The sequence below is a fragment of the Saccharopolyspora sp. 6V genome (assembly GCF_020176785.1).
In the GTDB taxonomy this organism is placed as follows: Bacteria; Actinomycetota; Actinomycetes; order Mycobacteriales; family Pseudonocardiaceae; genus Saccharopolyspora_C; species Saccharopolyspora_C gregorii.
This window is the reverse complement of record NZ_JAIUKB010000036.1, coordinates 1-24,923: the sequence shown is the minus strand read 5'-3', so window position 1 is coordinate 24,923 and position 24,923 is coordinate 1. Positions and strand designations below refer to the sequence as shown.

The 24,923-nt window shown below is 75.7% G+C and carries 22 protein-coding genes; 8 read left to right on the top strand and 14 right to left on the bottom strand.

Annotated elements, in window-relative coordinates:
- Nucleotides 1–57: 57 nt before the first annotated feature.
- The 13 genes from LCD35_RS08200 to LCD35_RS08140 form a co-directional block, all read right to left on the bottom strand.
- Complete coding sequence (locus tag LCD35_RS08200; protein WP_225043993.1) at nucleotides 58–1,374, bottom strand: UDP-glucose/GDP-mannose dehydrogenase family protein; 1,317 nt, start codon at nucleotides 1,372–1,374, stop codon at nucleotides 58–60.
- Nucleotides 1,375–1,389: 15 nt separating this feature from the next.
- The gene (locus LCD35_RS08195; RefSeq protein ID WP_225043992.1) at nucleotides 1,390–2,037 is read right to left on the bottom strand and encodes a UDP-glucose 6-dehydrogenase; all 648 of its coding nucleotides are present in this window, start codon (nucleotides 2,035–2,037) and stop codon (nucleotides 1,390–1,392) included.
- Complete coding sequence (locus LCD35_RS08190; RefSeq protein ID WP_225044017.1) at nucleotides 2,034–2,978, bottom strand: glycosyltransferase family 9 protein; 945 nt, start codon at nucleotides 2,976–2,978, stop codon at nucleotides 2,034–2,036. The genes LCD35_RS08195 and LCD35_RS08190 overlap by 4 nt, the downstream gene beginning before the upstream one ends.
- A complete protein-coding gene (locus tag LCD35_RS08185; protein ID WP_225043991.1) occupies nucleotides 2,975–3,664 on the bottom strand; it encodes an SDR family oxidoreductase in 690 nt (229 codons plus the stop codon). The genes LCD35_RS08190 and LCD35_RS08185 overlap by 4 nt, the downstream gene beginning before the upstream one ends.
- 18 nt (nucleotides 3,665–3,682) lie before the next feature.
- Complete coding sequence (locus LCD35_RS08180; protein ID WP_225043990.1) at nucleotides 3,683–5,044, bottom strand: PfkB family carbohydrate kinase; 1,362 nt, start codon at nucleotides 5,042–5,044, stop codon at nucleotides 3,683–3,685.
- Nucleotides 5,045–5,046: 2 nt separating this feature from the next.
- The gene (locus tag LCD35_RS08175) at nucleotides 5,047–5,622 is read right to left on the bottom strand and encodes an SIS domain-containing protein (RefSeq protein WP_225043989.1); all 576 of its coding nucleotides are present in this window, start codon (nucleotides 5,620–5,622) and stop codon (nucleotides 5,047–5,049) included.
- Nucleotides 5,619–6,836 (bottom strand): glycosyltransferase, encoded by a 1,218-nt coding sequence (locus LCD35_RS08170; protein ID WP_225043988.1) that lies wholly within the window; start codon nucleotides 6,834–6,836, stop codon nucleotides 5,619–5,621. The genes LCD35_RS08175 and LCD35_RS08170 overlap by 4 nt, the downstream gene beginning before the upstream one ends.
- On the bottom strand, nucleotides 6,833–7,798 hold the full coding sequence (locus LCD35_RS08165) for a glycosyltransferase (protein WP_225043987.1): 966 nt from the start codon (nucleotides 7,796–7,798) through the stop codon (nucleotides 6,833–6,835). Before LCD35_RS08165 ends, LCD35_RS08170 begins: the two co-directional genes overlap by 4 nt.
- Nucleotides 7,786–8,811 carry a glycosyltransferase family 9 protein gene (locus LCD35_RS08160; RefSeq protein WP_225043986.1) on the bottom strand — a complete coding sequence of 342 codons (1,026 nt, stop codon included), beginning with the start codon at nucleotides 8,809–8,811 and terminating at the stop codon, nucleotides 7,786–7,788. The genes LCD35_RS08165 and LCD35_RS08160 overlap by 13 nt, the downstream gene beginning before the upstream one ends.
- Entirely contained in the window at nucleotides 8,808–10,298 is a 1,491-nt protein-coding gene (locus tag LCD35_RS08155; protein ID WP_225043985.1) for an HAD-IIIA family hydrolase, read from the bottom strand. The genes LCD35_RS08160 and LCD35_RS08155 overlap by 4 nt, the downstream gene beginning before the upstream one ends.
- Nucleotides 10,295–11,926: a carbamoyltransferase C-terminal domain-containing protein gene (locus tag LCD35_RS08150; protein WP_225043984.1), complete on the bottom strand. Its 1,632-nt coding sequence runs from the start codon at nucleotides 11,924–11,926 to the stop codon at nucleotides 10,295–10,297. The genes LCD35_RS08155 and LCD35_RS08150 overlap by 4 nt, the downstream gene beginning before the upstream one ends.
- Before the next feature lie 199 nt (nucleotides 11,927–12,125).
- Nucleotides 12,126–13,034, bottom strand: coding sequence for an alpha/beta hydrolase (locus tag LCD35_RS08145; protein ID WP_225043983.1), 909 nt, complete (start codon nucleotides 13,032–13,034; stop codon nucleotides 12,126–12,128).
- Nucleotides 13,035–13,152: 118 nt separating this feature from the next.
- Nucleotides 13,153–14,142 carry an NAD-dependent epimerase/dehydratase family protein gene (locus LCD35_RS08140; RefSeq protein ID WP_225043982.1) on the bottom strand — a complete coding sequence of 330 codons (990 nt, stop codon included), beginning with the start codon at nucleotides 14,140–14,142 and terminating at the stop codon, nucleotides 13,153–13,155.
- A gap of 243 nt (nucleotides 14,143–14,385) precedes the next feature.
- Between LCD35_RS08140 and LCD35_RS08135 the strand changes: the two genes are divergently transcribed.
- The 3 genes from LCD35_RS08135 to LCD35_RS08125 are packed head-to-tail and all read left to right on the top strand — an operon-like array spanning nucleotide 14,386 to nucleotide 16,628.
- Nucleotides 14,386–15,303, top strand: a complete 918-nt coding sequence (locus LCD35_RS08135) for a polysaccharide pyruvyl transferase family protein (RefSeq protein WP_225043981.1) — start codon at nucleotides 14,386–14,388, stop codon at nucleotides 15,301–15,303.
- A gap of 3 nt (nucleotides 15,304–15,306) precedes the next feature.
- Nucleotides 15,307–15,765 (top strand): GAF domain-containing protein, encoded by a 459-nt coding sequence (locus tag LCD35_RS08130; protein ID WP_225043980.1) that lies wholly within the window; start codon nucleotides 15,307–15,309, stop codon nucleotides 15,763–15,765.
- A complete protein-coding gene (locus tag LCD35_RS08125) occupies nucleotides 15,762–16,628 on the top strand; it encodes a glycosyltransferase family 2 protein (RefSeq protein ID WP_224966575.1) in 867 nt (288 codons plus the stop codon). Before LCD35_RS08130 ends, LCD35_RS08125 begins: the two co-directional genes overlap by 4 nt.
- A gap of 22 nt (nucleotides 16,629–16,650) precedes the next feature.
- On the opposite strand, the gene LCD35_RS08120 is transcribed toward LCD35_RS08125, so the two are convergent.
- Complete coding sequence (locus LCD35_RS08120) at nucleotides 16,651–17,550, bottom strand: glycosyltransferase (RefSeq protein WP_224966576.1); 900 nt, start codon at nucleotides 17,548–17,550, stop codon at nucleotides 16,651–16,653.
- A gap of 328 nt (nucleotides 17,551–17,878) precedes the next feature.
- Between LCD35_RS08120 and LCD35_RS08115 the strand changes: the two genes are divergently transcribed.
- The 5 genes from LCD35_RS08115 to LCD35_RS08095 form a co-directional block, all read left to right on the top strand.
- A complete protein-coding gene (locus tag LCD35_RS08115) occupies nucleotides 17,879–19,165 on the top strand; it encodes an acetyl-CoA carboxylase biotin carboxylase subunit family protein (RefSeq protein WP_224956793.1) in 1,287 nt (428 codons plus the stop codon).
- Nucleotides 19,162–21,183, top strand: a complete 2,022-nt coding sequence (locus LCD35_RS08110) for a CocE/NonD family hydrolase (RefSeq protein WP_224956795.1) — start codon at nucleotides 19,162–19,164, stop codon at nucleotides 21,181–21,183. Before LCD35_RS08115 ends, LCD35_RS08110 begins: the two co-directional genes overlap by 4 nt.
- A gap of 31 nt (nucleotides 21,184–21,214) precedes the next feature.
- Complete coding sequence (locus tag LCD35_RS08105; RefSeq protein WP_225043979.1) at nucleotides 21,215–22,078, top strand: SDR family oxidoreductase; 864 nt, start codon at nucleotides 21,215–21,217, stop codon at nucleotides 22,076–22,078.
- 61 nt (nucleotides 22,079–22,139) lie between these two features.
- On the top strand, nucleotides 22,140–23,474 hold the full coding sequence (locus tag LCD35_RS08100; protein ID WP_225043978.1) for a cytochrome P450: 1,335 nt from the start codon (nucleotides 22,140–22,142) through the stop codon (nucleotides 23,472–23,474).
- Nucleotides 23,475–23,478: 4 nt separating this feature from the next.
- Nucleotides 23,479–24,923 (top strand): phosphatidylserine/phosphatidylglycerophosphate/cardiolipin synthase family protein (locus tag LCD35_RS08095; protein ID WP_225043977.1); only part of this gene is annotated, 1,445 nt, incomplete at its 3' end.

Here is a 24,923-nt window from a genome sequence, read left to right as displayed (position 1 = left end):
GCACGGCCTGCGCTCAGCCCGGATCGGCCACCTGCGTTCAGCCCGCGCGGCCCGCGTTCAGCCCGGATCCACCGGCGGACGCCCCACACCGCGCCAGCGCAGCCCCGCCCGCCGCAGCACCGCCGGATCGAGGTGGTCCCGGGTGTCGACGACCACCGGGCGCGCCAGCGATGCCGCGAGCCGCCGCCAGTCGAGCGAGCGGAACTCGGGCCATTCGGTGAGCAGCACCAGCCCCGCCGCGCCCGCCGCGGCCCGGTACGGGTCGGCGACCAGCCGCACGTCCGCGCCGACCTCGGCCGCGCCGGGCCGCAGCGCCGGGTCGCAGGCGACGAGTTCGGCGCCCTCGGCGGCCAGCGCCCGCGCCACCGCCAGGGCCGGCGAGTCCCGCAGGTCGTTCGTGCCCGCCTTGAAGGTGAGCCCGAGCAGCCCCAGCCGCACCCCGCGCAGCGACCGCGCCGAGCCGGACCCGCACGCGGCGGCGACCTTGCGCACCATGCGCGCCCGCTGCCGCGCGTTGGCGTCGATCGCCGCGCGCAGCGCGGGAAAACCGGTGCCCGCGGCCTCCGCGAGCCGCAGCAGCGCCGCCGCGTCCTTCGGCAGGCAGGACCCGCCCCAGCCCGGCCCCGGGCGCAGGAACTCCGGGCCGATGCGGTGGTCCCGTCCCATCGCCGCGGTGAGGTCGGTGATGTCCGCGCCGGGGCGCTCGCACAGCTCCGCGACCGCGTTCACGTAGGACAGCCTCGTCGCCAGGAAGCAGTTCGCCGCGTACTTGACGAGTTCCGCGCTCGCCGCGCCGGTACGCACCACCGGTGCGTCCACCGCCGCGTACAGCGCGGCGACCCGCTCCACGGCGGCCGGGTCGTCGGAGCCGAGCACGATCCGGTCCGGGCGCAGGAAGTCGCGCACCGCGGACCCCTCGCGGAGGAACTCGGGGTTGCTGACCACCCGCACGTCGTCCCGGCCGAGCAGCCGGGCCAGCCGCGCCGAGGTGCCCACCGGGACCGTCGACTTCGCCACCAGCAGCCCGCCGCGCGGCACCCGGTCGCCGATCTCCGCGACCACCGCCTCGACCGCGCGCAGGTCGGCGGCGCCGCCCGCGCCCATCGGGGTGGGTACGCACAGGAACACCACCTCGGATCGGGCGGCCGCGCGCGCCGAGCCGACGGCGAACTCCAGCCGGCCCGCGGCGACCCCGTCGCGCACCAGGTCGGCCAGGCCGGGTTCGAGCAGGTCGATCTCACCGCGGGAGGACCGCTCGACCTTCGCCGCGTCCACGTCGCTGCACACCACGCGGTGCCCCAGCGAGGCCAGGCACGCGCCGGTGGTCAGCCCGACGTAACCGGTGCCGACGACGAGGATCCGCTTGCCGTGCAACGGTTCCCGCCCCGCTCAGCTCGCCGGGCGGCGGTACGCGCGCTCGGCGAGCGCAGCGCCGTCGTCCACCGCGGGCATCAAGGGCGCCCGGCCGGTGCGGGCGTCGTAGGACAACGCCTCCGCGACGCTGCCGATGTCGGCACCGAGCGCCGAGCAGAGCGCGGTGAGCTCATCGGTGAAGGCTCGCCGGACCGCGAGGTACCCGTCCACCGCCTGCGGCAGCAGGTCCGCGGTGGCCGCGTCGGTGCGCAACCGCGGCGCGGCCACGCCCCGGTACAGCTCGTCGGCCACATCGGCCGCGGCCGCGGTGGCGGCGCCGAGCACCACCAGCTCCGGGTGCAGGAACTCGGCGGCCGATTCGTCGGCGCGGTGCGGGTTGCTCACGGCGAGCAGGTCCGCCCGGCCCAGCCGGGACGCCAGCCGGGCGGTCGATTCCCACGGCGGGGCGCAGCAGTTCAGCACGACCGCGCCGCGCGGCAGGCGCCGCCGCAGCACGTCGACGCCCGCCCGTGCGCCGCACACCACTCCGAGGTCCGGTGCCGGTCCGTCCGGCGGCGGGTCCGCGTCGAACGGGCCGGTGACGTGGTGGCCGAGGGCGGTCAGGGCGTCGGCGGTGGCTGCGGCCGGCGCGCCGCCGCCCGCCAGCAGGACGCGGGCGCTCATCGGCCGGCCTCCGCGACGGGAGCGGGAGCCAGGAGCGCGTCCGCGGCCGCCAGCACCTCGCCCACCGGGATCCGGAGCAGGCCGGGGTCGGGCTGCTCCGCGAACGTGTCCCCCGTCGTCCCGGCCCACAGCGCCGTGTGCGGCCCTTGCTCGGGCGGGCCCCAGCGGCGCGGCGGCACCGGGCCGAACAGCACCACCGAGGGCGTGCCGGACGCGGTGGCCAGGTGCGCCATCCCGGTGTCGCCGCACACCACGAGCCGGGCGCGGCCCACCAGCGCGGCCAGTTCGAGCAGGTCGGTCCGCCCGGCGACGGCCGCGGAGTCCGGGAGCCCGGCGCGGCGGGCGACCTCCAGCGCCAGCGGCCGCTCCGCCCCGCTGCCGGTGATCAGCACTTCCGGCGCCCGTCCGGCCAGCTCGCCCGCGACCGCCGCGAACCGCTCCGGCGGCGAGCGGCGGGCGCCGTGGGAGGCCCCGGGGTGCACGAGCACGACGTCGCGCCGCGCCCCGCCGGGGACCGGCAGCAGCAGGTCGTCCGGGTCGGCGGGCACACCGCCGTGGCGCAGCAACCGGCACCACCGGTGCACCTCGTGCTGCTCGTCCAGCCAGCGGGGGCCGTCCAGTTCCGGGTGCGCGCGGTGCCGGTGGGTCAGCACCCGGCGGGCTCCGCTGGACAGCAGCGCGTCGATGCTCCCCGGCCCGCGGCCGTGCAGGTTCACCGCGAGGTCCGGCGGCGGCCGGCCCCAGCAGAACGCCTCCGGGGAACCGGTCGGGTGCACCTCGTCGACGGCTCCGGTGCGGTGCGCCAGCCCGGCCAGCCAGCGCGGTGCCGCCAGCACCAGGTGGTGGCCGGGGTGGGCCCGGCGCAGCGCGCGCAGCGCGGGGACGGCGGTGAGCAGGTCGCCGAGCCCCAGCGCGCGCAGCACCAGCGCGGTCCCCGTCACGGCCACGAGCCCTCCTCCGAGGGGCACACCACCAGCTCCCGCACCTCGCAGCCGGCCGGTTGGCGCAGCGCGAACAGCACGGTGCGGGCCACGTCCTCCGGCCGGTTGAGCTTCGCGTCCGGCGGCGGCTTGTACTGCTCGTCGCGTCCGTCGAAGAACGAGGTGTGCATCCCGCCCGGCACCAGCGTGGTGACCCCGACCGCGCCCGCGGTCTCCGCGGCCAACGCCCGCGAGAACCCGAGCACGCCGAACTTCGAGGCGCAGTACGCCGTCGCGTCCGGCACCGCCTTGAGCCCGAGCGTCGACGAGCAGGTGACCACCCGGCCCGCGCTCTCCTTCAGGTGCGGCAGCGCGCAGCGCACCACCGCGACCGTGCCCAGCAGGTTGACCTGGACGACGCGCTCCCACTCCGCGGCGGGCACCGCGTCCAGCGCGCCGCACGAGTCGATGCCCGCGGCGGTGAACACCCCGTCCAGGCGGCCCCCGGCGAGTTCCACCAGCCGGTGCACGGCCCGTTCGGTCGCCGCCCGGTCGGCGAGGTCGGCCCGGACGTGCGGCACGTCCAGCTCCGGCTCGACGCGGTCGAGCACGAGCGGCGTGCCGCCCTGGTCGCGGACCTCCTGCGCGGTGGCGGCGCCCAAGCCGGACGCCCCACCGGTGATGAGCACGTTCCCCACCGGTTCCATCGATCCTCCTCCCGTCGTTCACCCGGCCGACCGCAGCGAGGTCAGCAGCCGGCTCGTCGAATACCCGGCGATCTGCGGCACCAGGACCGTGCGTCCGCCGTGGCGGTGCACCACCTCGGCTTCGGGCAGCGTCGCCACGTCGTAGTCGTCGCCCTTGACCCACACGTCGGGCCGCAGCCGTTCCAGCAGCGCGCACGGCGAGCTCTCGTCGAACACGACGACCGCGGTGACCGATTCGAGCGCCTCCAGCAGCCGTTTGCGGTCGGCGTGGCCGACCAGCGGGCGGTGCGCCCCTTTGATCCGCCGCACCGAGTCGTCCGAGTTGAGGCAGACCACCAGCGCGTCGCCGAGCTCCCGCGCGCGTTCCAGCAGCCGCACGTGCCCCGGGTGCAGCAGGTCGAAGCAGCCGCCGGTGACGACGAGCCGCCCGCCGTCGCGCCGCACCCGCTCCGCCACCTCGAACGCGGTGCCGGTGCCGCCGTTGCCGGGGCGCGGTTCCGGTTCGGACAGCTGCGCGGCACCGCCGGAGGCGACGAACCGGCCGGCCCGCCGCACCCCCTCGGTCACCGCCTCCACCGGATCGGCCCCGTCGGCGAGGGCGAGCGCGGTGATCACCGCGAAGCAGTCCCCCGAGCCGCACGCGTCCGCGCCGGGCGGGGCCGGCTGCACCGGGATCCGGCCGGTGACCGCCTGCGGTACCACCACCGCTCCGGCGGCGCCGAGCGTGACCGCGACCCCGCCGCACCCCCACCGCCGCAGCAGGGCGCGGGCGAGCAGCGCGGGATCGTCCACACCGGACCCGCCGGTGAACGCGACGGCCTCGGCCAGGTCCGGTACGACGAGGTCGGCGCGGCCGACCGGCACGCCACCGCGCGGGTGCGGGTCCCACACCAGCGGGACGTCCGCGGGCAGCTGCCGCAGCGCCCGCCGCAGGAACGGGTTCGCGGTGGCACCGCGCCCGTAGTCGGAGACCAGCACCGCGCCCGCGGAGCGGAGCAGCCCCGGCAGCTCCGGGTCCAGCGGCCCGTCCAGGACCCGCCCGTCGCCGGAATCGGCGCGCAGCAACGTCCGCCCGCCGGAGCGGATGCGGGTCTTGCCCGGGGTCTCCCCGGAGAACGGCAGACCGGCCAGCCGCACCCGGTCCCCGAGCAGCCGCACCACGTCCGCACCCGCCTGCCCGCCGACGCCGGTGACCAGCACGACCTCCGCGTTCGCGCGGGCGGCGATCGAGGCCGCCAGCCCGGCACCGCCCGGACGCCGCTCGCGGCTCGCCACGTCGACGACCGGCGCGGACGCGTCCGGGCAGGTGCGCCGGGCGCTGCCGTGCACGTCGACGTCCAGCAGCACGTCGCCGACCACCACCAGAGGTCCTCGCCGCACGGTCAACGCCCTCCTCCCGCGGTCACCCCGGTCACCTCGTCGAACACCGAGCACAGCGCGTGGACCAGGGCCAGGTGCAGCTCCTGCACGGTGGCGGTGCTCGGCGACTCCACCGCCACGGCGCCGTCGCAGATCGCGGCGAGCGTGTTCGGCGCGGGCCCGGTCAACGCCCAGGTGGTCATGCCGATCTCGTGCGCGCTCTTGACCGCGGCCAGCACGTTCTGGCTGCGGCCGCTGGTGGACAGCGCGATGAGCACGTCACCGCGGCGGCCGTGCGCCCGGACCCCGCGGGCGAACATCTCCTGCTCGCCGTAGTCGTTGAGCACGGCGGTGAGCGCGGAGGTCTCGGCGTGCAGCGAGATCGCCGAGTACGGCCTGCGGTCGTGCAGGAACCGGCCCACGAACTCGCCGGTGAGGTGCTGGGCCTCGGCGGCGCTGCCCCCGTTCCCGCAGGCGAGCAGCCTGCCGCCGGAGCCGAGGACGTCGGCGAGCCGCCGCCCCCACTGCTCGATCGTGGCCGCCGAGGCGCTGGTGCGCGCAGCGGCGTCGGCCAGGTCCGCGAAGTGCCGTTCGATCATCGCGCGCCTCCCGTCCGCGCGGGCAGCGGCGCCCGGCGGCGCACCGCCCCCCGATAGGCGGTCTCCACCTCGTCGGCGAGGCCCGCCCAGCCGTAGCGTTCCCGGACCCGCGCCGCACCGGCCGCGCCGAGCCGGTCCCGGCGACCCCGGTCGGCGAGCAGGGACCGCAGCTCGCGCGCCAGCCCGTGGTGGTCGCGCGGTGGGACGAACAGGCCGGTGCCGTCCTGCACCACGGTGTCCAGGTGCCCGCCGACCGAGGTGACCACGATCGGCGTGCCGCAGGCCATCGCCTCCAGCGGCACCGTCCCGAACGGCTCGTACCAGGGGACGCTGACCACCACGTCCGCCGAGCGGTACCAGTCCGGCGTCTCGTCGTGCGGCACCTGACCGGCGAAGCGGACCCGGTCGCGCACCCCGTGCCGCGCGGCGACGTCGCGCAGCCGCGCCACCTCCGGGTCGGCGTCCCACTCGGCGGCGCCCGGCCCGCCGACGACGACGAGCTCGGCGTCGGGGATCTCGGCGAGCGCGCGGATCGCGGTGTCCACGCCCTTGCGCTCCACCAGGCGGCCGATGCTGAGGACGCGGGGGCGCCCGCCGCGCTCCGGCCGCGGGCCGGGGGCGAACACGTCCAGGTCGATGCCGCAGGGCACCACCCGCAGGCGGTGCCGCGGTGCGCCCATCGCCACCAGCTCGCGGACCTCGTCCGAGCAGGTCGCCAGCACCAGGTCCGCGTCCCGGGCGAGCCGGGCCTCGACGGCCTCCCGCTCCGGGGGGCTGGTGTCCTCGGCACCCTGGTGGGCGCGCTTGACCCGGCCCAGCGCGTGGAAGGTCTGCAGCACCGGGACGTCGAGCCCGGCGGCACCGCGGTGCGCCGCCACCCCGCTCATCCAGAAGTGCGCGTGCACCAGGTCCGGTGGCCGCACCGCCCAGCGGTCGGCGAGACGGTCGCCGAACTCGGCCATGTGCGGCAGGAGTTCGTCCTTCGGCAGCGGGCGGGGCGGGCCGGCGTCCACGTGCGCGACGGTCACCCCGGCGGCGGCGCGCACGTTCGGCGGCTGCTCCGGGGAGTCCCGCCTGGTGTGCACCACGACCTCGTGGCCGCGGCGCCCCAGTTCCGCGGCGAGCGCCGCCACCTGCACGTTCTGCCCGCCCGCGTCGGCGCCGCCGAGCGCGGCCAGCGGGCTCGCGTGCTCGGAGACCAGGTCGAACCTCATGCCGTCACCTCCTTGAGGAGCACGTCCCAGTCGGCCAGGAACCGGCTGAGCGGGTAGCGGCGGAGCGCCGCGCGGCGGGCGGCCCCGCCCATCTCGCGCGCCAGGTCCGCGTCCGCGAGCAACGCCCGCACCGCGACCACGAGCGCCCCCGGATCGGTGGACAGCACCCCGGCGTCGGCCGGGACCGCCTCGACCGCCTCGGTGGTGGCCAGCGCGACGACCGGCATGCCGAGGTGCATCGCTTCGACCAGCGCCAGCCCGAGCGACGTCCACCGGTACGGGTGCAGGTAGAGGCGGCGGCGGGCCAGCGCGCGGTGCATCTCCCGCTGCGGCGGGTCCTCGTGCGCGCGCACGCGCTCCGGGTCCAGGCCCAGGTGCCCGGGGAGCTCGGTGACGCGCATGCCGAACACGTCGAGCGGTGCGGCCACCGCGAACCGCGGCAGCAGGTCGGCGCCGGTGATCCGGGCCCGCCGCACCGGGTCGTTGACGACGACGCCCGCCCGCGGTTCCTCGCCGGTGTAGCGGGGTCCGGGGTCGACGACGCCGTGCTCGATGACGGTGGTGGGTGCGCGGCCGTTGTCCCAGAACACCGAGTTGAAGTGGGTGACGTGCACGAGCGGGATGTCCGCGCGCCCGGCCACCGGGTGCGCGGAGTCGACGGGGGCGCCGCGCGGGGTGTCGTGCTCCACGTACACCGCCGGGACGTCCACGCCGGGCTTGCGCCCGAGCCACCGCTCGGTGAGCTCCAGGTCGCGGGGCCGTTGCAGCACCACCACGTCGACCTCGGCGGTGCGCAGCTGCTCCGGGGCGACCTCGACGGCCCGCTCCGGCCACCGGTAGGTCCGCGCGCGGCCGCGGCCGTCGGCGTCCCGCCGCGGCGTCACCGGCACCAGGTAGGTGTGGTCGCCCTGCACGAACGACGTGGTCCACGCGCCGTGCACGTGCCAGATCAGGATTCGCACCGCACCGCCCCCCGCAACCGCTCCACGGCCCGCAGCACCTCGTCGGGGCCGACCCCGGCCAGGCAGGGGTGCCCGGGCACCGGGCAGTCCCGGGCCCGGGTGCCGCGGCACGGCGCGCCCTGGTCGCCGAGCAGCTCCACCGGCACCCCGTGCGGCGACCAGCGCTCGGCGGGCACCACGGGCGCGAACAGGGACACCACCGGGGTGCCGACCGCGGCCGCCAGGTGCGCGGGCCCGGTGTTGGGCGCGACGACGACGTCGGCGCCGTCCAGCACCGCGCCCAGCCCGGCGAGGTCGGTGCGACCGCCCAGGTCCAGCCCGTCCTCGCCCGCCACCAGCGCGGTGCGGGCCTTCTCCTGCGGCGCCCCGGTCACCACGACCCGGTGCCCGGCGGCGGCCAGCGCGCGCACGGCGGCGGCGCAGTGCTCGGTGGGCCACTGCCGCGCGGGCGCGGTCGCGCCGGGGTGCAGCACGACGTAGCCCGGTTCGCCCACCAGCCCGGACACGTCCGGCAGCGGCCGCCGCACCGCGAGCCCGCCGTCGTCGCCGGGCGGCGGCGCGTACCCGGCGGCCCGCGCCAGCGACAGGGCCCGCTCGGACTCCGGCGGATCGCCCTCGACGCGGTGGCGCAGGTCCAGCAGCGAACCCGGGTAGTCCTCGCTGATCGCGCCGATCCAGCCGACGCCCGCCATCCGCAGCAGCAGCGCCAGCGGCAGCGCCGACTGGTGGAAGGAGGTGAACACGAGCGCGGCGCGCGGACCGATGGAACCGATCAGCTCGACGAACCGCCGCACCTGCGCCGGGTCGACCGCGCCGGGTTCCGGGTCGATCCACGGGACGCACCACTCGACCACCCGGTCCACGCCGGGCAGCAGTTCGGCGCCGGCCCGGCCGCGCGGCCCGGCGAGCAGCACGACCTCCCGTTCGTGCGCGGCCACGGCCCGCACGGCGGGTCCGGCCAGCAGCACGTCGCCGACGTTGTCGGAGCGCACGAGCAGGACGGGGGCGCTCATCGCGCGGCCCCCAGGACCCGGTCCACGGCCTCGCCGAGGGTGGCGGCGACCTCGGCGCGCCGGTGGGCGGAGCGGATCTCGGCGGGCAGGGTGCGCGCGGTCGGCACCAGGATGGCGCGGGCCCCGGCGGCGAGCGCCGCTTCCACGTCGGCTCCCGTGTCACCGACGACGACGCAGTCCGCGGGCGCCACGTCGATCGCCGCAGCGGCTTCTTCGACCATGCCCGGCTCCGGTTTGCGGCAGGTGCAGCGCGCCGCGTCGTCGTGCGGGCACACCTGCCAGGTGCCGAACGGGCCGAGGCGCCGCTCCACCGCGTCGTTGACGGCGGCGACCTGCGCCTCGTCCAGCAGGCCCCGGGCGATGCCGGACTGGTTGCTGATCACGCCGATCCGCAGCCCCCGCTCGCGCAGCCGCCGCAGCGCCGCCTCCGCCCCGGCCACCGGTTCGACCAGCGCGGGTTCACCGTTGTACGGCACGTCCCGGATGAGGGTGTCGTCGCGGTCGAACAGCACCGCGGCGGGCGTGCTCCGCCGGGGCCGCGACCGCGCCAGCTCGCCGCGGACGCGGTGCCGGACCGCGACCGGCGGGATCAGCGCGCTCGTCACCACCATGCGGGTGATCTCCGCCGCGGTGCGCGGCCCGGGGAGGATGCGCCGCAGCGCGAACTCGGCGGTCGCCAGCGCCCAGACGGCGGCGGCGGTGCGGCTCGGCAGCGGGTGCTTGGCGGTGAGCAGCGCCAGCACCGCGGCGCCCGTGGTCAGCAGGTGCGCGGGCAACCTGCCGGGTCCTTCACCGATCCTGGTGCGCCAGCCGCGCCCGTGCTTGCGCCGCATCAGCACGTCGTCGGCGTTGCCGCGCTGCGCCCGCACGCTGGCGGTGAACCCGGCGGGCGGGACCGGGTGGCGGGTGGTGCGGCTCCCGGCGACCAGCCGCCTGCCGGTGGCGCGCACCCGCAGCGCCAGATCGGCGTCCTCCCGGTAGGCGCGCAGGAAGTCCTCGTCGAACCCGCCGGACCGCACCAGCGCGTCCCGGCGGTAGGCCATGTCCGCGGTGATCCACCACGCCCCGGCGAGCCCCGCGACGTTGCGCTCCCAGTCCGTCGGCCGCCGGTCCCGCGGGAGCGGGACCTCGATGCGCGCCTGCGAGGCCGCGACCTCCGGGGGCAGCGCGGCGAGGTCGTGCTGCAACCGCCGCTTCCAGTCCTCGTCCGGCACGACGTCGTCGTCCAGGAACACCACCCATTCGGTGCCGGTCGCCCGCCATCCCGCGTTGCGGGCCCCGGCCGGCCCCCGACCGCCGGTGCGGACGACCCGCAGCGTGGTGACGCCCACGCCCTGCGCCAGCGGTGGCGCGGGGTTCGCGCGGTCGTCGACGACGACGATCTCCCGCGGTGGGACGCCGTCGGCGGCTTCCAACGCGTGCAGCAGGGTGCGCAGGCTCGGCCGCCCCACGGTGGGGACGACCACGGAGTACACCGCCTCGCTCATCGCGCCCACCTCCCGCGGTGCACCACGAACGGGCCGAGCGCGAGCACGTCGATCGGCGAGGAACCGAAGCACTCCAGCGCGTCCACCGGGCCGTCCACCATCGGGCGGCCCGCCGTGTTGAAGCTGGTGTTGACCACCACCGGCAGCCCGGTCTCGGCCTCGAACGCGCTCAGCATCCGCGCGAGCAGCGGTTCCCGGTCGCCGTCGACGGTCTGGATCCGCGCGGTGCCGTCCACGTGCACCACGGCCGGGATGCGGTCCCGCCAGCGCTCGACGACGTCGTGCACGAACAGCATGTGCGGACTGGGGATCGGCCCGCGGGCGAACAGCTCCCCGGCCCGTTCGGCCCGGACCATCGGGGCGACCGGCCGGAACTGCTCGCGCCCCTTGATCTCGTTGAGCCGTTCGAGGTTGTCCGCGTGGCCCGGGTGCGCCAGCAGCGAGCGGTGACCCAGCGCGCGCGGTCCGAACTCCGACCGCCCCTGGAACCAGGCGACGACCTCGTTGCGCGCCAACGCGGCGGCGACTTCGGCCCCGACGTCGTCGGGCTTCTCGTACGGCAGCCGCGCCGCCTCCAGGCAGGCCTGCAGTTCGGCGTCGGTGAAGCCGCGGCCGAGGTCGGCGCCGGCCATCGGCGCGACCGGTCCGCGTTCGGCGGCGACGTGCAGCGCGGCGCCGAGCGCGGTGCCCGCGTCCCCGGCGGCGGGCTGCACCCACACGTGCTCGAACGGTCCGTCGGCGGCGATCCGGGTGTTCGCCACGCAGTTCAGCGCCACCCCACCGGCGAGCGCGAGGGCGTCGGCACCGGTGCGCTCCCCCAGCCAGTTCGCCAGGTCCAGCAGCACTTCCTCGACGCGGGCCTGCGCGCTGGCGGCGAGCTTCGCGTGCACTTCGGACAGTTCGGCCCCCGGTGCGCGGCGCGGCGCCCAGCGGTTCCAGTCGACGGGGTCGACCTCGAAACCTCCGCCGCCGCAACGGATCCGCTCGGTGAGTTCGGGGAGGAACTCGGGTTCGGCGTAGGCGGCCAGCGCCATCACCTTGTACTCGTCGCTGGAGCGGCGGAACCCGAGGTGTTCGGTCAGGTCCTCGTACATCAGGCCGAGCGAGTGCGGAAGTCGTTGCTGCGCCAGCACTTCCAGCCGACCGCCGCGGTAGTGCCCGGCGAGCATCGACGTGCTCTCGCCCCTGCCGTCGACGGTGAGCACCGCGCAGTCCGGCCACGGCGCGGCGAGTCCGGCGGACGCGGCGTGCGCCACGTGGTGCGGCACGAACCGCACCCGCTCGGGCGGCAACCCGGGCAGCGCCGTCGCGAGGAACCGGGGCGCGTGCTCGGCGTAGGTCGTGCGCAGCCGCTCCCAGGCCGGGTAGATGTCCGGCGCGTCCCGGTCGACCAGCGACGGGTCGTAGGAGCACGCGACCGCGTCGAGCTCACCGGGTTCGAGGCCCGCGTCCCGCAGGCACCAGGCGGCGGCCCGCACCGGTTGTTCCCAGGCCGCGAACGGCACCGGTTCCTTCCCGTGCTTGCGGCGGGAGAAGCGCTCCTCCTCCGCCGCCGCGACGACTTCCCCGTCCACCACGAGCGCGGCGGACGGGTCGTGGAAGACCGCGTTGATGCCGAGGACGCGCACGATCGGACCTCCGGGACTTCGGAAGGATTCCTGCCGCGTTCCTCCGGAAGTCGAAGGACCCGCACCACATCGCTACCCAACGAAGCGGCTCTCCCAAACCGCGGCCTCCGGCCCGGCACCGCCATTTTTCCCCGCACAGAGCGGAAATGCCGCGTTCCGGATCCGCGGCGTCGCGTCCCGACCAGGCGCGGGGCCGGGATCAGCGGGAGTTCGCCGCCCCGTCGCGCAGGAAGTCCACGGTCCGGTCGAGGGCGTGCCGCGCCTCCGGAAACCGTTGCAGGATCCAGCCGTGGAACATGCCCTCGTACTCCTCGTAGTCGATCGCGGCACCGTTCGCGCGGGCGAGGGCCTCCAGCCGCCGCGCGTCGGACAGCAGCACGTCCCGGGTGCCGCTGAGCACCCGCATCGGCGCCAGGCCGCCGAGCCGCCCGTACAGCGGGCTCACCCGCGGGTCGTGCGGGTCGAGATCTCCCGCGTAGAGCAGCCCGGCCTCGCGCAGCCCGGCGATGGCCAGGTACGGGTCCTGTCGGTCGAGCGCGGGCATCGACGGGTGACTCACCGCGATGTCCAGCCACGGCGAGATGAGCACGAGGCGACCGGGTTGGGGGAGACCGAGCTCGGCGCAGCGCTGCGCGAGGTGCAGGCTCAGCGCGCCGCCGGCCGAATCGCCCATCACCACCTGGTCCTCCGGCGCGGCGGTGGCGGCGGTGCGCTGGAACGACGACCACACCATCGGCAAGGTCTCCGAGTACCGGTGCGCCGGTGCGAGCGGGTAGATCGGCACCGACACCGTCGCGCCGGTGCGGGCGATCAGGCGATCGATGAAATCCCAGTGGGCGCCCTCGATCTGGTGCACGTAGGCGCCGCCGTGCAGGTACAGCACGTGCCGCGGGCTGCGGGGTTCCAGCGGCGCGATCGTGTAGCAGGAGTGGCCGTCCACGTCGAGCTCGGTGACCTCGAACCGGTCGCGGAACGACGCCGGCAGCTGCGCGTGCTCGGATTCGTGGCTCTCGGCGCTGTGGCGCAGCAGTGCCGGGTCGGCGAACACGCGCTTGCGCCGGGTCAGCCGGTACTTGCCGATCGTCAGCCTGCTCTGCCAGCTCACCATCGCCGAACTTCCTCCGGTCGTGGTCGTGGAACCGTCCGCCGCGCGGGGTTTCCCGGCCGAGCCGCGGCAAAACCGGCCGGCCGCACCCGGTCGCCGGGCGGTCCGGTCGACGGCCGCGTCACCGGCGGACCGCGCTGCGTCCGGCGGCGGGCAGCGGTAGCCCCCACTCCGCGGCGAGCCCGTCGACGGCCCACCGCAGACCGGTGCGCAGCTCGACGCGGGGGGCCCAGCCCAGCAGCGTCGCGGCCAGTGCGATGTCCGGGCAGCGGCGTGCCGGGTCGTCGGTGGCGGCGCTGCGGTGCTCGATCGCCGAGCGGGTTCCGGTGAGCTCGCGGACGAGCTCGGCGACGTCGAGAACGGTCCGCTCGTCCGGGTTGCCGATGTTGATCGGGCCGGTGCCGCCGTGGCGCGCGAGGTCGAGGATGCCGCGCACGGTGTCGCCGACCCAGCACAGAGATCGGGTCTGCTCGCCGGAACCGAGGACCACCAGCGGATCGCCGCGCAGGGCGCTGCGGATGAACGACGGCACCATGCGCCCGTCGTCCTCGGCCATGCCCGGCCCGTAGGTGTTGAACAGGCGCACGATCCCGGCGTCCACGCCGCGCTGCCGCGCGAACGCGAGCGTCAACGCCTCGGCGTAGCGCTTGCCCTCGTCGTACACCGCGCGCGGGCCGATCGGGTTGACGTTGCCCCAGTAGCTCTCCCGCTGCGGGTGCTCGCGCGGGTCGCCGTAGACCTCGCTGGTGGAGGTGAGCACGAAGCGCGCTCCCTTCGCCGCCGCCAGTTCCAGCGCGTTCCGGCATCCGCTGCCGCCGACGAGGATGGTCTCGACCGGCAGGCGCTGGTAGTGCTCGGGTGAGGCGAGCGAGGCCAGGTGCGCCACCAGGTCCACCGGGCCGGGGACCTCCCACGGCTCGGTGACGTCGTGGCGCACCGCCCGGAAGCGGTCGGACCCGGCGAGGTCGGCGACGTTGCGCGGGTCGCCGGTGCTGAAGTCGTCCACGCAGAGCACGTCGGTGCCGGTCTCGACCAGTGATCGGCACAGGTGCGCGCCGAGGAATCCCGCGCCGCCGGTGACCACCGCGCGGCGGAAGTGCCTGTGGGACAACGGTTCCTCCTCCCCGGGCCGGTCGATCCCGGTCCGGTTCGCTCCCGGCCCGGTGCGCGCCGAGCCGGTGCGCACCGAGCCCGATGAGTCCTCGACCCGGTGAGCCCCCAGCCCAGTGAGCCCGACCCGATGAGCCCCGACCCGATGAGCCGAGTACCCCCGCGCGCGCCGCGACGAAACCCGGGGGTAGCGCCGCCCGCGACCGGGTAGGCCCACGTGGGGGTCGAACCGGAGGGAGTGCGCATGCGGGTCCTGGTCCTCGGCTGGGCGAGCTTCCTGCACGGGGAGGCGACGGCGGGTGATGTCGCCGCCGCCGAGGCGGTGGCCGGTGCCGCCGCCTCGGCCGGGTTCCGCTGCGACGTCGCCTGGAGCCCCGGTTTCCGGCCCGGGGAGCTGACCGTGGCGGAGGCGGCGCGGCGCGACTACGACGTCGTGGTGTTCGCGTGCGGACCGCTGCACGGCGCGCAGGTGCGCGAGGTACACCGGCTGTTCCCGCGCGCCCGGCGCATCGCGGTGGGCGCGTCCGTGCTCGACTGGTCGGACCCGGCCGTGACCGGCTTCCACCGGGTGCTCCCGCGCGACGCGCCCGGCAGCCTGCCCGTGGTCGACCTGGCCGCGGAGGTGGGGCCCGCCGAGGTCCCGGTGGCGGGGATCGTGCTCGCCGGTGGCCAGCCGGAGTACGGCGGGCGCGGTCGGCACGAGGACGTGCACCGGGTGCTGCGGTCCTGGCTGGCCGGGGTCGCGTGCGCGCCGGTCGAGCTGGACACCCGGCTGGATCCGGGTTCGTGGCGCCACTGTGGCACTCCGGAGCGGTTCGCGGCGCTCGTGGCGCGCACCGACGTGGTGGTCACGACCCGGTTGCACGGCCTGGTGTTCGCGCTCGGCGCCGGGGTGCCCGCGCTGGCGGTCGATCCGGTGCGCGGCGGCGGGAAGGTGGCGGCGCAGGCGGCCGCCTGGGGATGGCCCGCGGTGGCCGTTGCCGAGGAGGTGCTCGCCGACGGTGGCGTGCTCGACGCGCGGTGGGCGTGGTGCACCTCCGCGGACGGTGCGCGACGCGCGGGCGAACTCGCCACCGGGGTTCGGCGCGCGGGGATCGCCGCCGTGCTGGACGAGCTGCGGGCCGCCGCCCCGGCGGTGCCCGCGCCGAGCGCCGGGCGCTGAGCGGTGGCGGCCGTCGTCGACTGCTCGGCGCTGCTGCGCGCCGCCGCGCCCGAGGCGGCCAGCGCCGGGGTCGTGGTCGTGACCGGCGGGGAGCCGGACCTGCGGTGCTGCACCGATCGGCGGGCGCGCCAGCTGGACCTGGTGCAGTTCCTGCTCGGCAGCGGGCCGTGCGTCGAGGCGGCGCGGGGCTGCACCGCCCGCGCCAACACCACCGAGATCCGCACGCACTGGCCGGATTTCGCGCTGTGCGCGCGCACCCTGCACGTGCACAGCTTTCTGTGCGCGCCGCTGCTGCTCGACGACGAGGTGGTCGCCACGCTCGACCTCTACGGCGACCGCTCGTACGCGTTCGACCGGATCGACGAGCACCGGATGGCCGGGCTGGCCGGGGCCGCCACCGCCGCGTTGCGCCGCGGTGCCGCTCCCCTCGCACCGCCGCGGCGGCGGAGAACGCTCCGATGAGCACCGCGACGGACACGACGATCGTGATCGCCACCCGGGACCGGGAGCGGGAACTGCTGCGCACGCTCGGCGCGCACGCGCGGTCCCACCCGCGCACCCCGGTCGTCGTGGTGGACAACGGATCCGCGGTGCCGCTGGCCCCCGCGGTGCACCGCGAATTCCCGGACGTCCGGGTGCTGACCTCGCCGCGCAACCTGGGCGCGGTGGCGCGGAACTTCGGCGTGCGGCACGCGGGCACGACGTACGTGGCGTTCAGCGACGACGACTCGTGGTGGGCGCCGGGCGCGCTGGCCGCCGCCGAGGACGTGCTCGACGCGCACCCGCACCTGGCGCTGGTGGCGGCCACGACCCTGGTGGGCCCGGAAGAGCGGCCGGACCCGGTGGTCGCCGAGATGGCGCGCAGCCCGCTGCGCGGCTCGCACCCGGTGCCCGGCCCGGCGCTGCTCGGGTTCACGGCCTGCTCGGCGGTGGTGCGCCGGGAGGCGTTCGCGGCGGTGGGCGGGTTCAGCCCGCTGCTGTTCTTCGTCGGCGAGGAGAAGCTGCTGTCCTACGACCTGGCCGCCGCGGGCTGGGACCTGGCGTTCGTGGCGTCGGTCGTGGCCCACCACCACCCGTCGCCGCACCGGCAGAGCTCGCACCGGCGGGACGCCACCGAGCGGCGGAACGGGGTGCTGATCAGCTGGTTGCGCCGTCCACTTCGGACGGCCGCCGCGGAGTCGGTCCGATTGCTGCGCGACGCGGTGCGCGACCCGGTGGCGCGGGCGGCGCTGCCCGGCGCGCTGCGGCGCCTGCCGGAAGCGCTGGCCCGGCGGCAGCGGCTGCCCCGTCGAGTCGAAGCGGCCGTCCGCCTGCTCGGCCACTGAGCCCTGCTCGCGGGTTGGCGGCTCAGCCGACGTAGCGGCGCGCCACCGAGGTGCGCTGCGGTTCTTCCAGCAGCCGCAGCTGCGCTTCCAGCTCCGGTGGGACGCACCGCCGTTCCCGCAGCAGCCACGGCAGCGCCCGCAGCACCCCGCCGACCGCCGCGACCGTGTGCCGGTCCTTCGGGCAGCCGGCCAGCACGCTCGCGCTGCGCCGCAGCGCCGCGCCGAGCGGTCGCCGCGCCCAGGTCGTCAGCAGGGTGTTGCGGATGCCGAGCCTGCGCCGCCCGCGCGAGTCGCGGCGCCCGGACGGGCGGTGGTGCACCACGACCTCCTCGGCCCAGCACAGCCACCAACCGGCGCCCACCAGGTCGATCGCCAGCAGCTCCTCCTCGCCGCCCAGCCACAACCGCTCCGAGAACCCGCCCGCCGCGCGGAACGCGCTCACCCGCACGGTGGTCAGCCCGGCCATCACGCTCAGCAGCGCGGTGCCCGGCAGCCACGGCGGCGCGGGCACCGGCGAGTCGCGCAGCTCCGGGGTCAGCGGATCCTCGACGAGATCGGGTTCCACCAGGCAGCGGCCCATCACCGCGCCGATGTCCGGGTGCCGGTCCAGCAGGTCGACCGCGGTGCGGATCGCCCCCGGCTGCCAGCGCACGTCGTCGTCGCAGAACGTCACGTACGGGGTGGTCGCGCAGCGCACCGCGTGGTTGCGCGCCACCGCACCGGCGTTGACCGGCTCCACCAGCACGGTCACCTCGGGGAAGCGGGCGCGGACGGCTTCCGCGCTGCCGTCGCCGGAGGCGTTGTCGACGACGATTACGGGCGCCCGTTCGGGCAGCGCGGTCATGTGTTCCAGCGTCCGCAGCAGTTCTTCCCGGCGGTCGTGGGTGATCACCACGACCGTCGAGCGGGCTCCGGTGCTCACCCGACCGGCGGGTCGGGAAGTTCCGGTTTCGCGGGCGTCTCCGGCGCGTCCGGTTTCGCCGGCTCCCGGGGTGGTTCCGGTGCGGGAGCGGTCGGCGGGTCCGGGACCTCGGGGGCGTCGGGTTCTTCGGCGGGCGGGGGTTCGCGTCGCGGGACCTGCTGCAGCATCGCCTCTCCGATCGCTCGGCGTCCGCTCGGAGCCGAGGACTACCCGCGCGCCCGGTCGCGCACACCGGCCGGTGCCGACGATCACCGCTGGACGCCCGCGATGATTGCGGGCGGACCACGCGGGGTAGGCGGGTGCGAAGTCCCCGCACGGTGAGGAAAGCATGGTCTCCCACGTCTTCGTACTCGGTCTCGACGAGCGCAACCTGGACACGTTGCGCGGCCTGCCCGCACTCTCCGACTGCCGATTGCACCCGCTGCTGGACGTCGACCGGCTCGTGCACGTCGACGAGATCGACCTGCCCGCGCTGCTGGAGGAGGCCGATCGCGAACTGGACGCCTCCGGCGGGCCGGTGGACGCGATCGTCGGCTACTGGGACTTCCCGGTCAGCTCGCTGGTGCCGATGCTGTGCGAACGGCGCGGCCTGCCCGGCGCCGACCTGCGGGCCGTCGTGCAGTGCGAGCACAAGTACTGGAGCCGCGTGGTGCAGTCGGAGGTCATCGACGAGGTGCCGCGCTTCGGCCTCGTCGACGTCGACGAGGACACCGCGCCCCCGGCGGGCGTGCGCTACCCGATGTGGGTCAAGCCGGTGAAGTCCTTCTCCTCGCAGATGGCCTACCGCGTCACCGACGACGAGGAGTTCCGCGCCGCGCTCGGCGAGATCCGGGAGGGCATCGACAAGGTCGGCAAGCCCTTCGAGGACGTCCTGGCCCGCATCGATCTCCCGGCCGAGATCGCCGACGCGGGCGGGCGCTCCTGCGTCGCGGAGGAGGCGGTCAGCGGGCGGCAGGTCACCGTGGAGGGCTACGACCCGGGCGACGGGGTGCGGGTCCACGGCGTCATCGACTCCGTGCAGTACCCCGGCACGTCGAGCTTCCTGCGCTACCAGTACCCGTCCTCGCTGCCGGACGAGGTGATCCGGCGGATCACCGACGCCACCAGGCGCGTCATCGAGCACATCGGACTCCGCCACGTCCCGTTCAACGTGGAGTTCTTCTGGGACGAGGAGTCCGGCGCCGTGCACCTGCTGGAGATCAACGCCCGGCACTCCCAGTCGCACGCGCCGCTGTTCGAGGACGTGGACGGTGCGCCGAACCACCAGATCCTGGTGCAGCTCGGCCTCGGCCGGGACCCGGACTTCCCGCACCGCCGCGGGGAGCACGCGGTCGCCGGCAAGTGGTTCTACCGGACGTTCGAGGACGGCGTGGTGCGCCGCGCCCCCACCGCCGAGGAGGTCGCCGCGGTGGAGCGCGACCACCCCGGCGTCCGGGTGCACCTGATGGCCGAGCAGGGCGTCCGGCTGTCCGAGCTGCCCGACCAGGACAGCTACAGCTACGAACTGGCCCACCTCTACATCGGTGCCGCCGACCCGCAGGAGCTCCGGAAGAAGTACGAGCGCTGCGTCCACGACCTGCCCTTCGACATCGATCGAACAGGAGGAACCGCATGAGGGCGGTGACGAACCTCCCGCACGAGGTCCGCGCCGAGGAGCACGTGTGGATCCCGTTGCCGGACGGGACCCGGCTGGCCGCGAAGATCTGGCGGCCGGTGTCCTCCGACGACGAGCCGTGCCCCGCCGTGCTGGAGTTCATCCCGTACCGCAAGCGCGACCTGACCGCGCTGCGCGACTCGATTCACCACCCGTACCTGGCCGGGCACGGCTACGCGTGCCTGCGCGTGGACCTGCGCGGCAGCGGTGAATCCGAGGGCGTGCTCACCGACGAGTACCTGGAGCAGGAGCTGCGCGACGGCGAGGACGTGCTCGCGTGGATCGCGAAGCAGCCCTGGTGCACCGGCCGCACCGGGATGATGGGCATCTCCTGGGGCGGCTTCAACGCGCTGCAGCTGGCCGCGCGCGGGCCGGAGAGCCTCGGCGCGATCGCCGCGGTGTGCTTCACCGACGACCGCTACGCCGACGACGTGCACTACATGGGCGGTTGCCTGCTCAGCGACAACCTGTCCTGGGCGTCGACGATGTTCGCCTACAACTCCTGCCCGCCCGACCCGGCGCTGGTCGGCGACCGCTGGCGGGAGATGTGGCACGAGCGGCTGGAGGGCAGCGGCCTGTGGCTGCGGGAGTGGCTGGAGCACCAGCGCCGCGACGACTACTGGCGGCACGGCTCGGTGTGCGAGGACTACTCGTCGGTGCGGTGCCCGGTGCTCGCGGTCAGCGGCTGGGCCGACGGATATTCGAACGCGGTGTTCCGCACGCTGGAGAACCTCGACGTCCCGCGCAAGGGCCTGATCGGCCCGTGGTCGCACAAGTACCCGCACCTGGGCCAGCCCGGCCCCGCCGTCGGCTTCCTGCAGGAACTGGTGCGTTGGTGGGACCGCTGGCTCAAGGACGTCGACAACGACGTGCTGGACGGGCCGATGCTCACCACCTGGATGCAGGACAGCGTGCCGCCGTCCACCGCCTACGCCGAACGGCCCGGCCGGTGGGTGGGCGACCCGGAATGGCCGTCGCCGCTGGTGGAACCGGCGCGGCACCCGCTGCGCCCGCACCACGTCGGGCTGCCCGGCGCGGAACCGGAGGAGGCCGAGCTGGTGGTGCAGTCGCCGCTGTCGGTGGGCCAGTTCGCCGGGAAGTGGTGCTCCTACAACGCTCCCCCGGACCTGCCCTACGACCAGCGGGAGGAGGACGGCGGCTCGCTGGTGTTCGACACCGACGAGTTCACCGAGCGCGCCGAACTCCTCGGCGCACCGGTGCTGGACCTGGACGTGGAGGTGAGCGAACCGGTCGCGATGCTCGCCGCCCGGCTCTCCGACGTGCGGCCGGACGGTTCGGCGACCCGCGTCACCTACGGCCTGCTGAACCTCACCCACCGCGATTCGCACGACGAACCGGCGGAACTGGTGCCGGGGCGGCGGTACCGGGTGTCGGTGGCGCTCAACGGGGTGGCGCAGGCCTTCCCGCCCGGGCACCGGCTGCGGATCTCGCTGTCCACGTCCTACTGGCCGCTGGCCTGGCCGCCGCCGCGTCCGGTGCGGCTCACCGTCCACACCGGACGCAGCAGCGTGCTGCTGCCGTGGCGGCCCGGCGGCGCCGACGAACCGGAGGTGCGGCCGTTCGAGGAACCGGAAGGGGCGCCACCGGTCTCCTCCACCCCGCTGTCACCCGGGGAGGAGCGCTGGACGGTGTCCCGCGACCTCGTCGGCTACGAGTCGGCGCTGGAGGTGGTCAAGGACCTCGGCGTGGTCCGGCTCGACGACATCGACCTCGAACTGGCCCGCGACGCGTGGGAGCGCTACAGCTGGACCGGCGACGACTTCGACTCGGTGCGCGGCGAGAACGTGTGGCGGATGGGTTTCCGGCGCGACGGCTGGGACGTGCGGACCGTGACCCGCACCGTGCTCACCTCCACGCCGGAGGAGTTCCAGCTGCACGCCCAGCTCGACGCCTACGAGGACGACGAGCGGGTGCTGTCGAAGAACTGGCGGCACTCCATCCCCCGCGACCACGTGTGAGCACGCGAACGCACGACGAAGGAGGAGCACCATGTCCGCACGCAACTCTCCCCCGGCCCAGCAGCAGACCGCGCCCGGGGCGACCGAGGGGATGGTTCCCGCTCCCCGCGACGAGATGACCGAGTACCGCGGACGCGGGTTGCTCGACGGCAAGCGGGCCCTGGTCACCGGTGGCGATTCCGGCATCGGACGGGCGGTTTCGGTGGCGTTCGCCAAGGAGGGCGCCGACGTGGCCATCGCCTACCACGCCGATCTGGAGGACGCCGACGCCGAGCACACCGCCGAACTCGTCCGCGCCCAGCAACGGCAGTGCGAGCTGCACAAGACCGACCTCGGTGACGAAGCGGCCTGCCAGCGGCTCGTCGACGAGGTCGCCACCGAGCTCGGCGGGCTCGACGTGCTCGTCAACCACGCCGGGACGCAGGCGCCGGTGGAGCGGTTCACCGACACCACCACCGAGCAGTTCGACCGCACCTTCAAGGTGAACGTCTACGCGCCGTTCTGGCTCACCCGCGCCGCTCTCGCGCACCTGCCGGCGGGGTCGGCGATCGTGAACACCGGATCGGTCAACGGGTTGCGCGGCAACAAGACCCTCATCGACTACGCGGCGAGCAAGGGCGCGGTGCACGTGCTCACCATGTCCCTCGCGCAATCCTTGGCGCAGCAGGGAATCCGGGTGAACTGCGTGGCGCCCGGTCCGGTGTGGACACCGCTGATCCCGGCCACGCTGCCGGAGGAGTCGGTGGAGGGCTTCGGCGAGCACGTGCCGATGGGGCGGATGGGCCAGCCGGACGAGATCGCCCCGTCGTACGTCTTCTTCGCCGCCGACCAGCTCTCCAGCTACTACACCGGGGAGGTCCTCGCCCCGGTGGGCGGGGAAACGCACCCTGGGTGAACGTGTGAGCCGATCTTGCGGCGGGTATCCGGGTGGCCCCGCACAGGACAGGAGGGAGATCGTGCTCGATCCCGCATCCCGGGCACCGCGAGCGTCGGCCCCGGACACCGCCCGGATCGCCGCCCGCGTGCTGCTGCCGACCCTGGCCACCGGTGTCATCGTCCGCAGGCCGCGGGTGATGGCGTTCGCGGAGCGCAGGCAGCTCGACCGGTCCGCGATCCGGCTGCTCGCCGAACTCCGCTCCCGGTACGGGGACGGCCCGCTGCGGCTGCCGATCCCCGGCCGGGAGTTCGCCGTGGTGCTCGATCCCGCCCAGGTGCGGGACGTGCTGCGCGACTCGGCGGACCGCTTCACCCCCGCGAACCTGGAGAAGCGCACCGCGCTGCGGCACTTCCAGCCGCACGCGGTGCTGATCTCGCGCGGGCGGGCGCGGGCGCGGCGGCGCGAGTTCAACGAGGACGTGCTGGAGATCGACCGGCCGGTGCACGAACTGGGCCCGCGCATCGCGGAGATCACCGCGGAGGAAGGCGCTCGGCTCGCCGAGCAGGCGGGCGGGCGGCTCGACTGGGACGCGTTCGCCGCCGGGTGGTGGCGCGCCGTGCGCCACATCGTGCTCGGTGCCGGCGCCCGGGACGACCGGCGGCTGGTCGAGCTGCTCAACGGCCTGCGCTCGGACGCGAACTGGGCGTTCCTGCACCCGCGCCGCACCGCCCGCCGCCGCGAGTTCGACCGGCGGCTGCGCGCGCACCTGTCCCGGGCGGAACCCGGCAGCCTCGCCGGGGCGATCGCCCGTGATTCGTCCGATGTGGACGGAGCGGATCAGGTGCCGCACTGGCTGTTCGTCTTCGACGCCGCCGCCATGGTGGCGTACCGCGCGCTGGCGGTGCTCACCGCGCAGCCGGAGCGGCTGCGCGCCGTGCGCGAGGAGGTCGACGGCGCGGACTCGCCGATGCTGCCGCTGCTGCGGTCCTGCGTGCTCGAATCGGTGCGGCTGTGGCCGACCACGCCCGCGCTGCTGCGCGACGCCGTCACCGAGGCGAGCTGGGGCGGCCGCACGATCCCCCGCGGCAGCGGCCTGTTCATCTACACCCCGCTGTTCCACCGGGACCGGCGCACCGTCCCCGACGCGGACCGGTTCGCCCCCGAGTCCTGGTTGGACGGTGCCGCCCAGCAGCACCCGGGTCTCGTCCCGTTCAGCGCGGGCCCCGGCCGCTGCCCCGGGGAGAACCTGGTGCTGCTCACCGCGAGCACCCTGCTCGCCGCCCTGCTGCGCGGCCACGAGTTCCGGCTGGACGGCGAGCACGAGCTGGGACCCGACGGGCCGCTGCCGCACACGCTGGACAACTTCGAGCTGGAGTTCCGCGTCGCGGCCCGCGCGGCCTCCGGGACGCGGTGAGCCGGTGCTGGAGGAGAGCGCGACCGCGGCGCCCCGCAGCCGCGCGGACCTGCCCGCGCACTGGCTGCTGACCGCGGCCGAACGCGGCAACCCGGCCACCGGCCTCGACGAACGGCACCCCGGCGGGATCGCGTGGTCCACCGGCAACTCGGTGCGCCCGCTGGTCGACGGCACCGAGTACTTCGACCGGCTCGTCCCCGCGCTGCGCGACGTCGGTGCCGGGGACCGGATCTTCTTCTCCGCCTGGATCGGCACCCGGGGCAAGCCGCTCGACGCCGAGGGCATCACCCTCGGCGAGCTGCTGCTGCGGGCGCTGCGCCGCGGCGCCTCGGTGCACGCGCTGTTCTGGTGGCCGTTCCTGACGCTGCGGCGGGACCTGGTGCCGGACAACCGCCGGTTCGCCACCGCGCTGCGCCGCCACGGCGGGGCCGCGCTGCTGGACCAGCGGGTGCGGCCGATCGGCTGCCACCACCAGAAGTTCCTGGTGGTCCGCCGTCCCGAGCGGCCGGACACCGACGTGGCCTTCCTCGGCGGGATCGACCCGTGCGCGAGCCGCCGCGACGACCACGAGCACCACGGCGACCCGGACGTGCAGACCTCCATCGACGACCGCTACGGCGCGCGACCGGCCTGGCACGACGCCCACCTGGAGGTGCGCGGCCCGGCGGTGCAGGACGTGGAGCACTGCTTCCGGGAGCGGTGGGCCGACGCCACCGCGTCCCGGCGCGGCCCGATCTCGCGGACGCGCCGGTTGTTCGCCCGGCGCGCCGACCCGCTGCCCGACCGGCTCCCGCCGCCACCGCGGTCCGGGGAGCAGGCGGTCCAGCTGCTGCGCACCTACCCGGCGAAGCGCCCGCGCTACCCGTTCGCGCCGGACGGCGAGCGCAGCGTCGCGCGCGGCTACGCGAAGGCGCTGCGCCACGCCCGGCGGCTCGTCCACGTCGAGGACCAGTTCCTGTGGTCCCCGGTGGTGGCCGAGGCGTTCGCGGCGGCACTGCGCCGGGAACCCCGGCTGCGCCTGGTCGCGGTGGTGCCGCACCGCCCGGAGAACGGCGGCGTCGTGGAGGCGGCGACCAACGACGTGGCGCACCGCGAGGCGCTGGACCTGCTGCGCGCGGCCGGCGGTGACCGGGTCGACGTGCACGACCTGGAGAACACCGCCGGGCTGCCGATCTACCTGCACTCGAAGGTCTGCGTCATCGACGACCGCTGGGCGGCGGTCGGCTCGGCGAACCTCAACCGCCGCTCCTGGGCCTACGACTCGGAGCTGACCGCGGCCGTCGTGGACGAGGGCGCGCACCCCGGGTTCGCCCGGGACCTGCGGGTGCGCCTGTGGTCCGAACACCTCGGCCGCTCCCCCGGCGACACCGCGGACCTCGCCGACTCGGTGCGCGGCGCCGCCGTGCTGCGCGAGTCAGCCGCCGCGCTCGACCGCTGGCACGCGCAGGG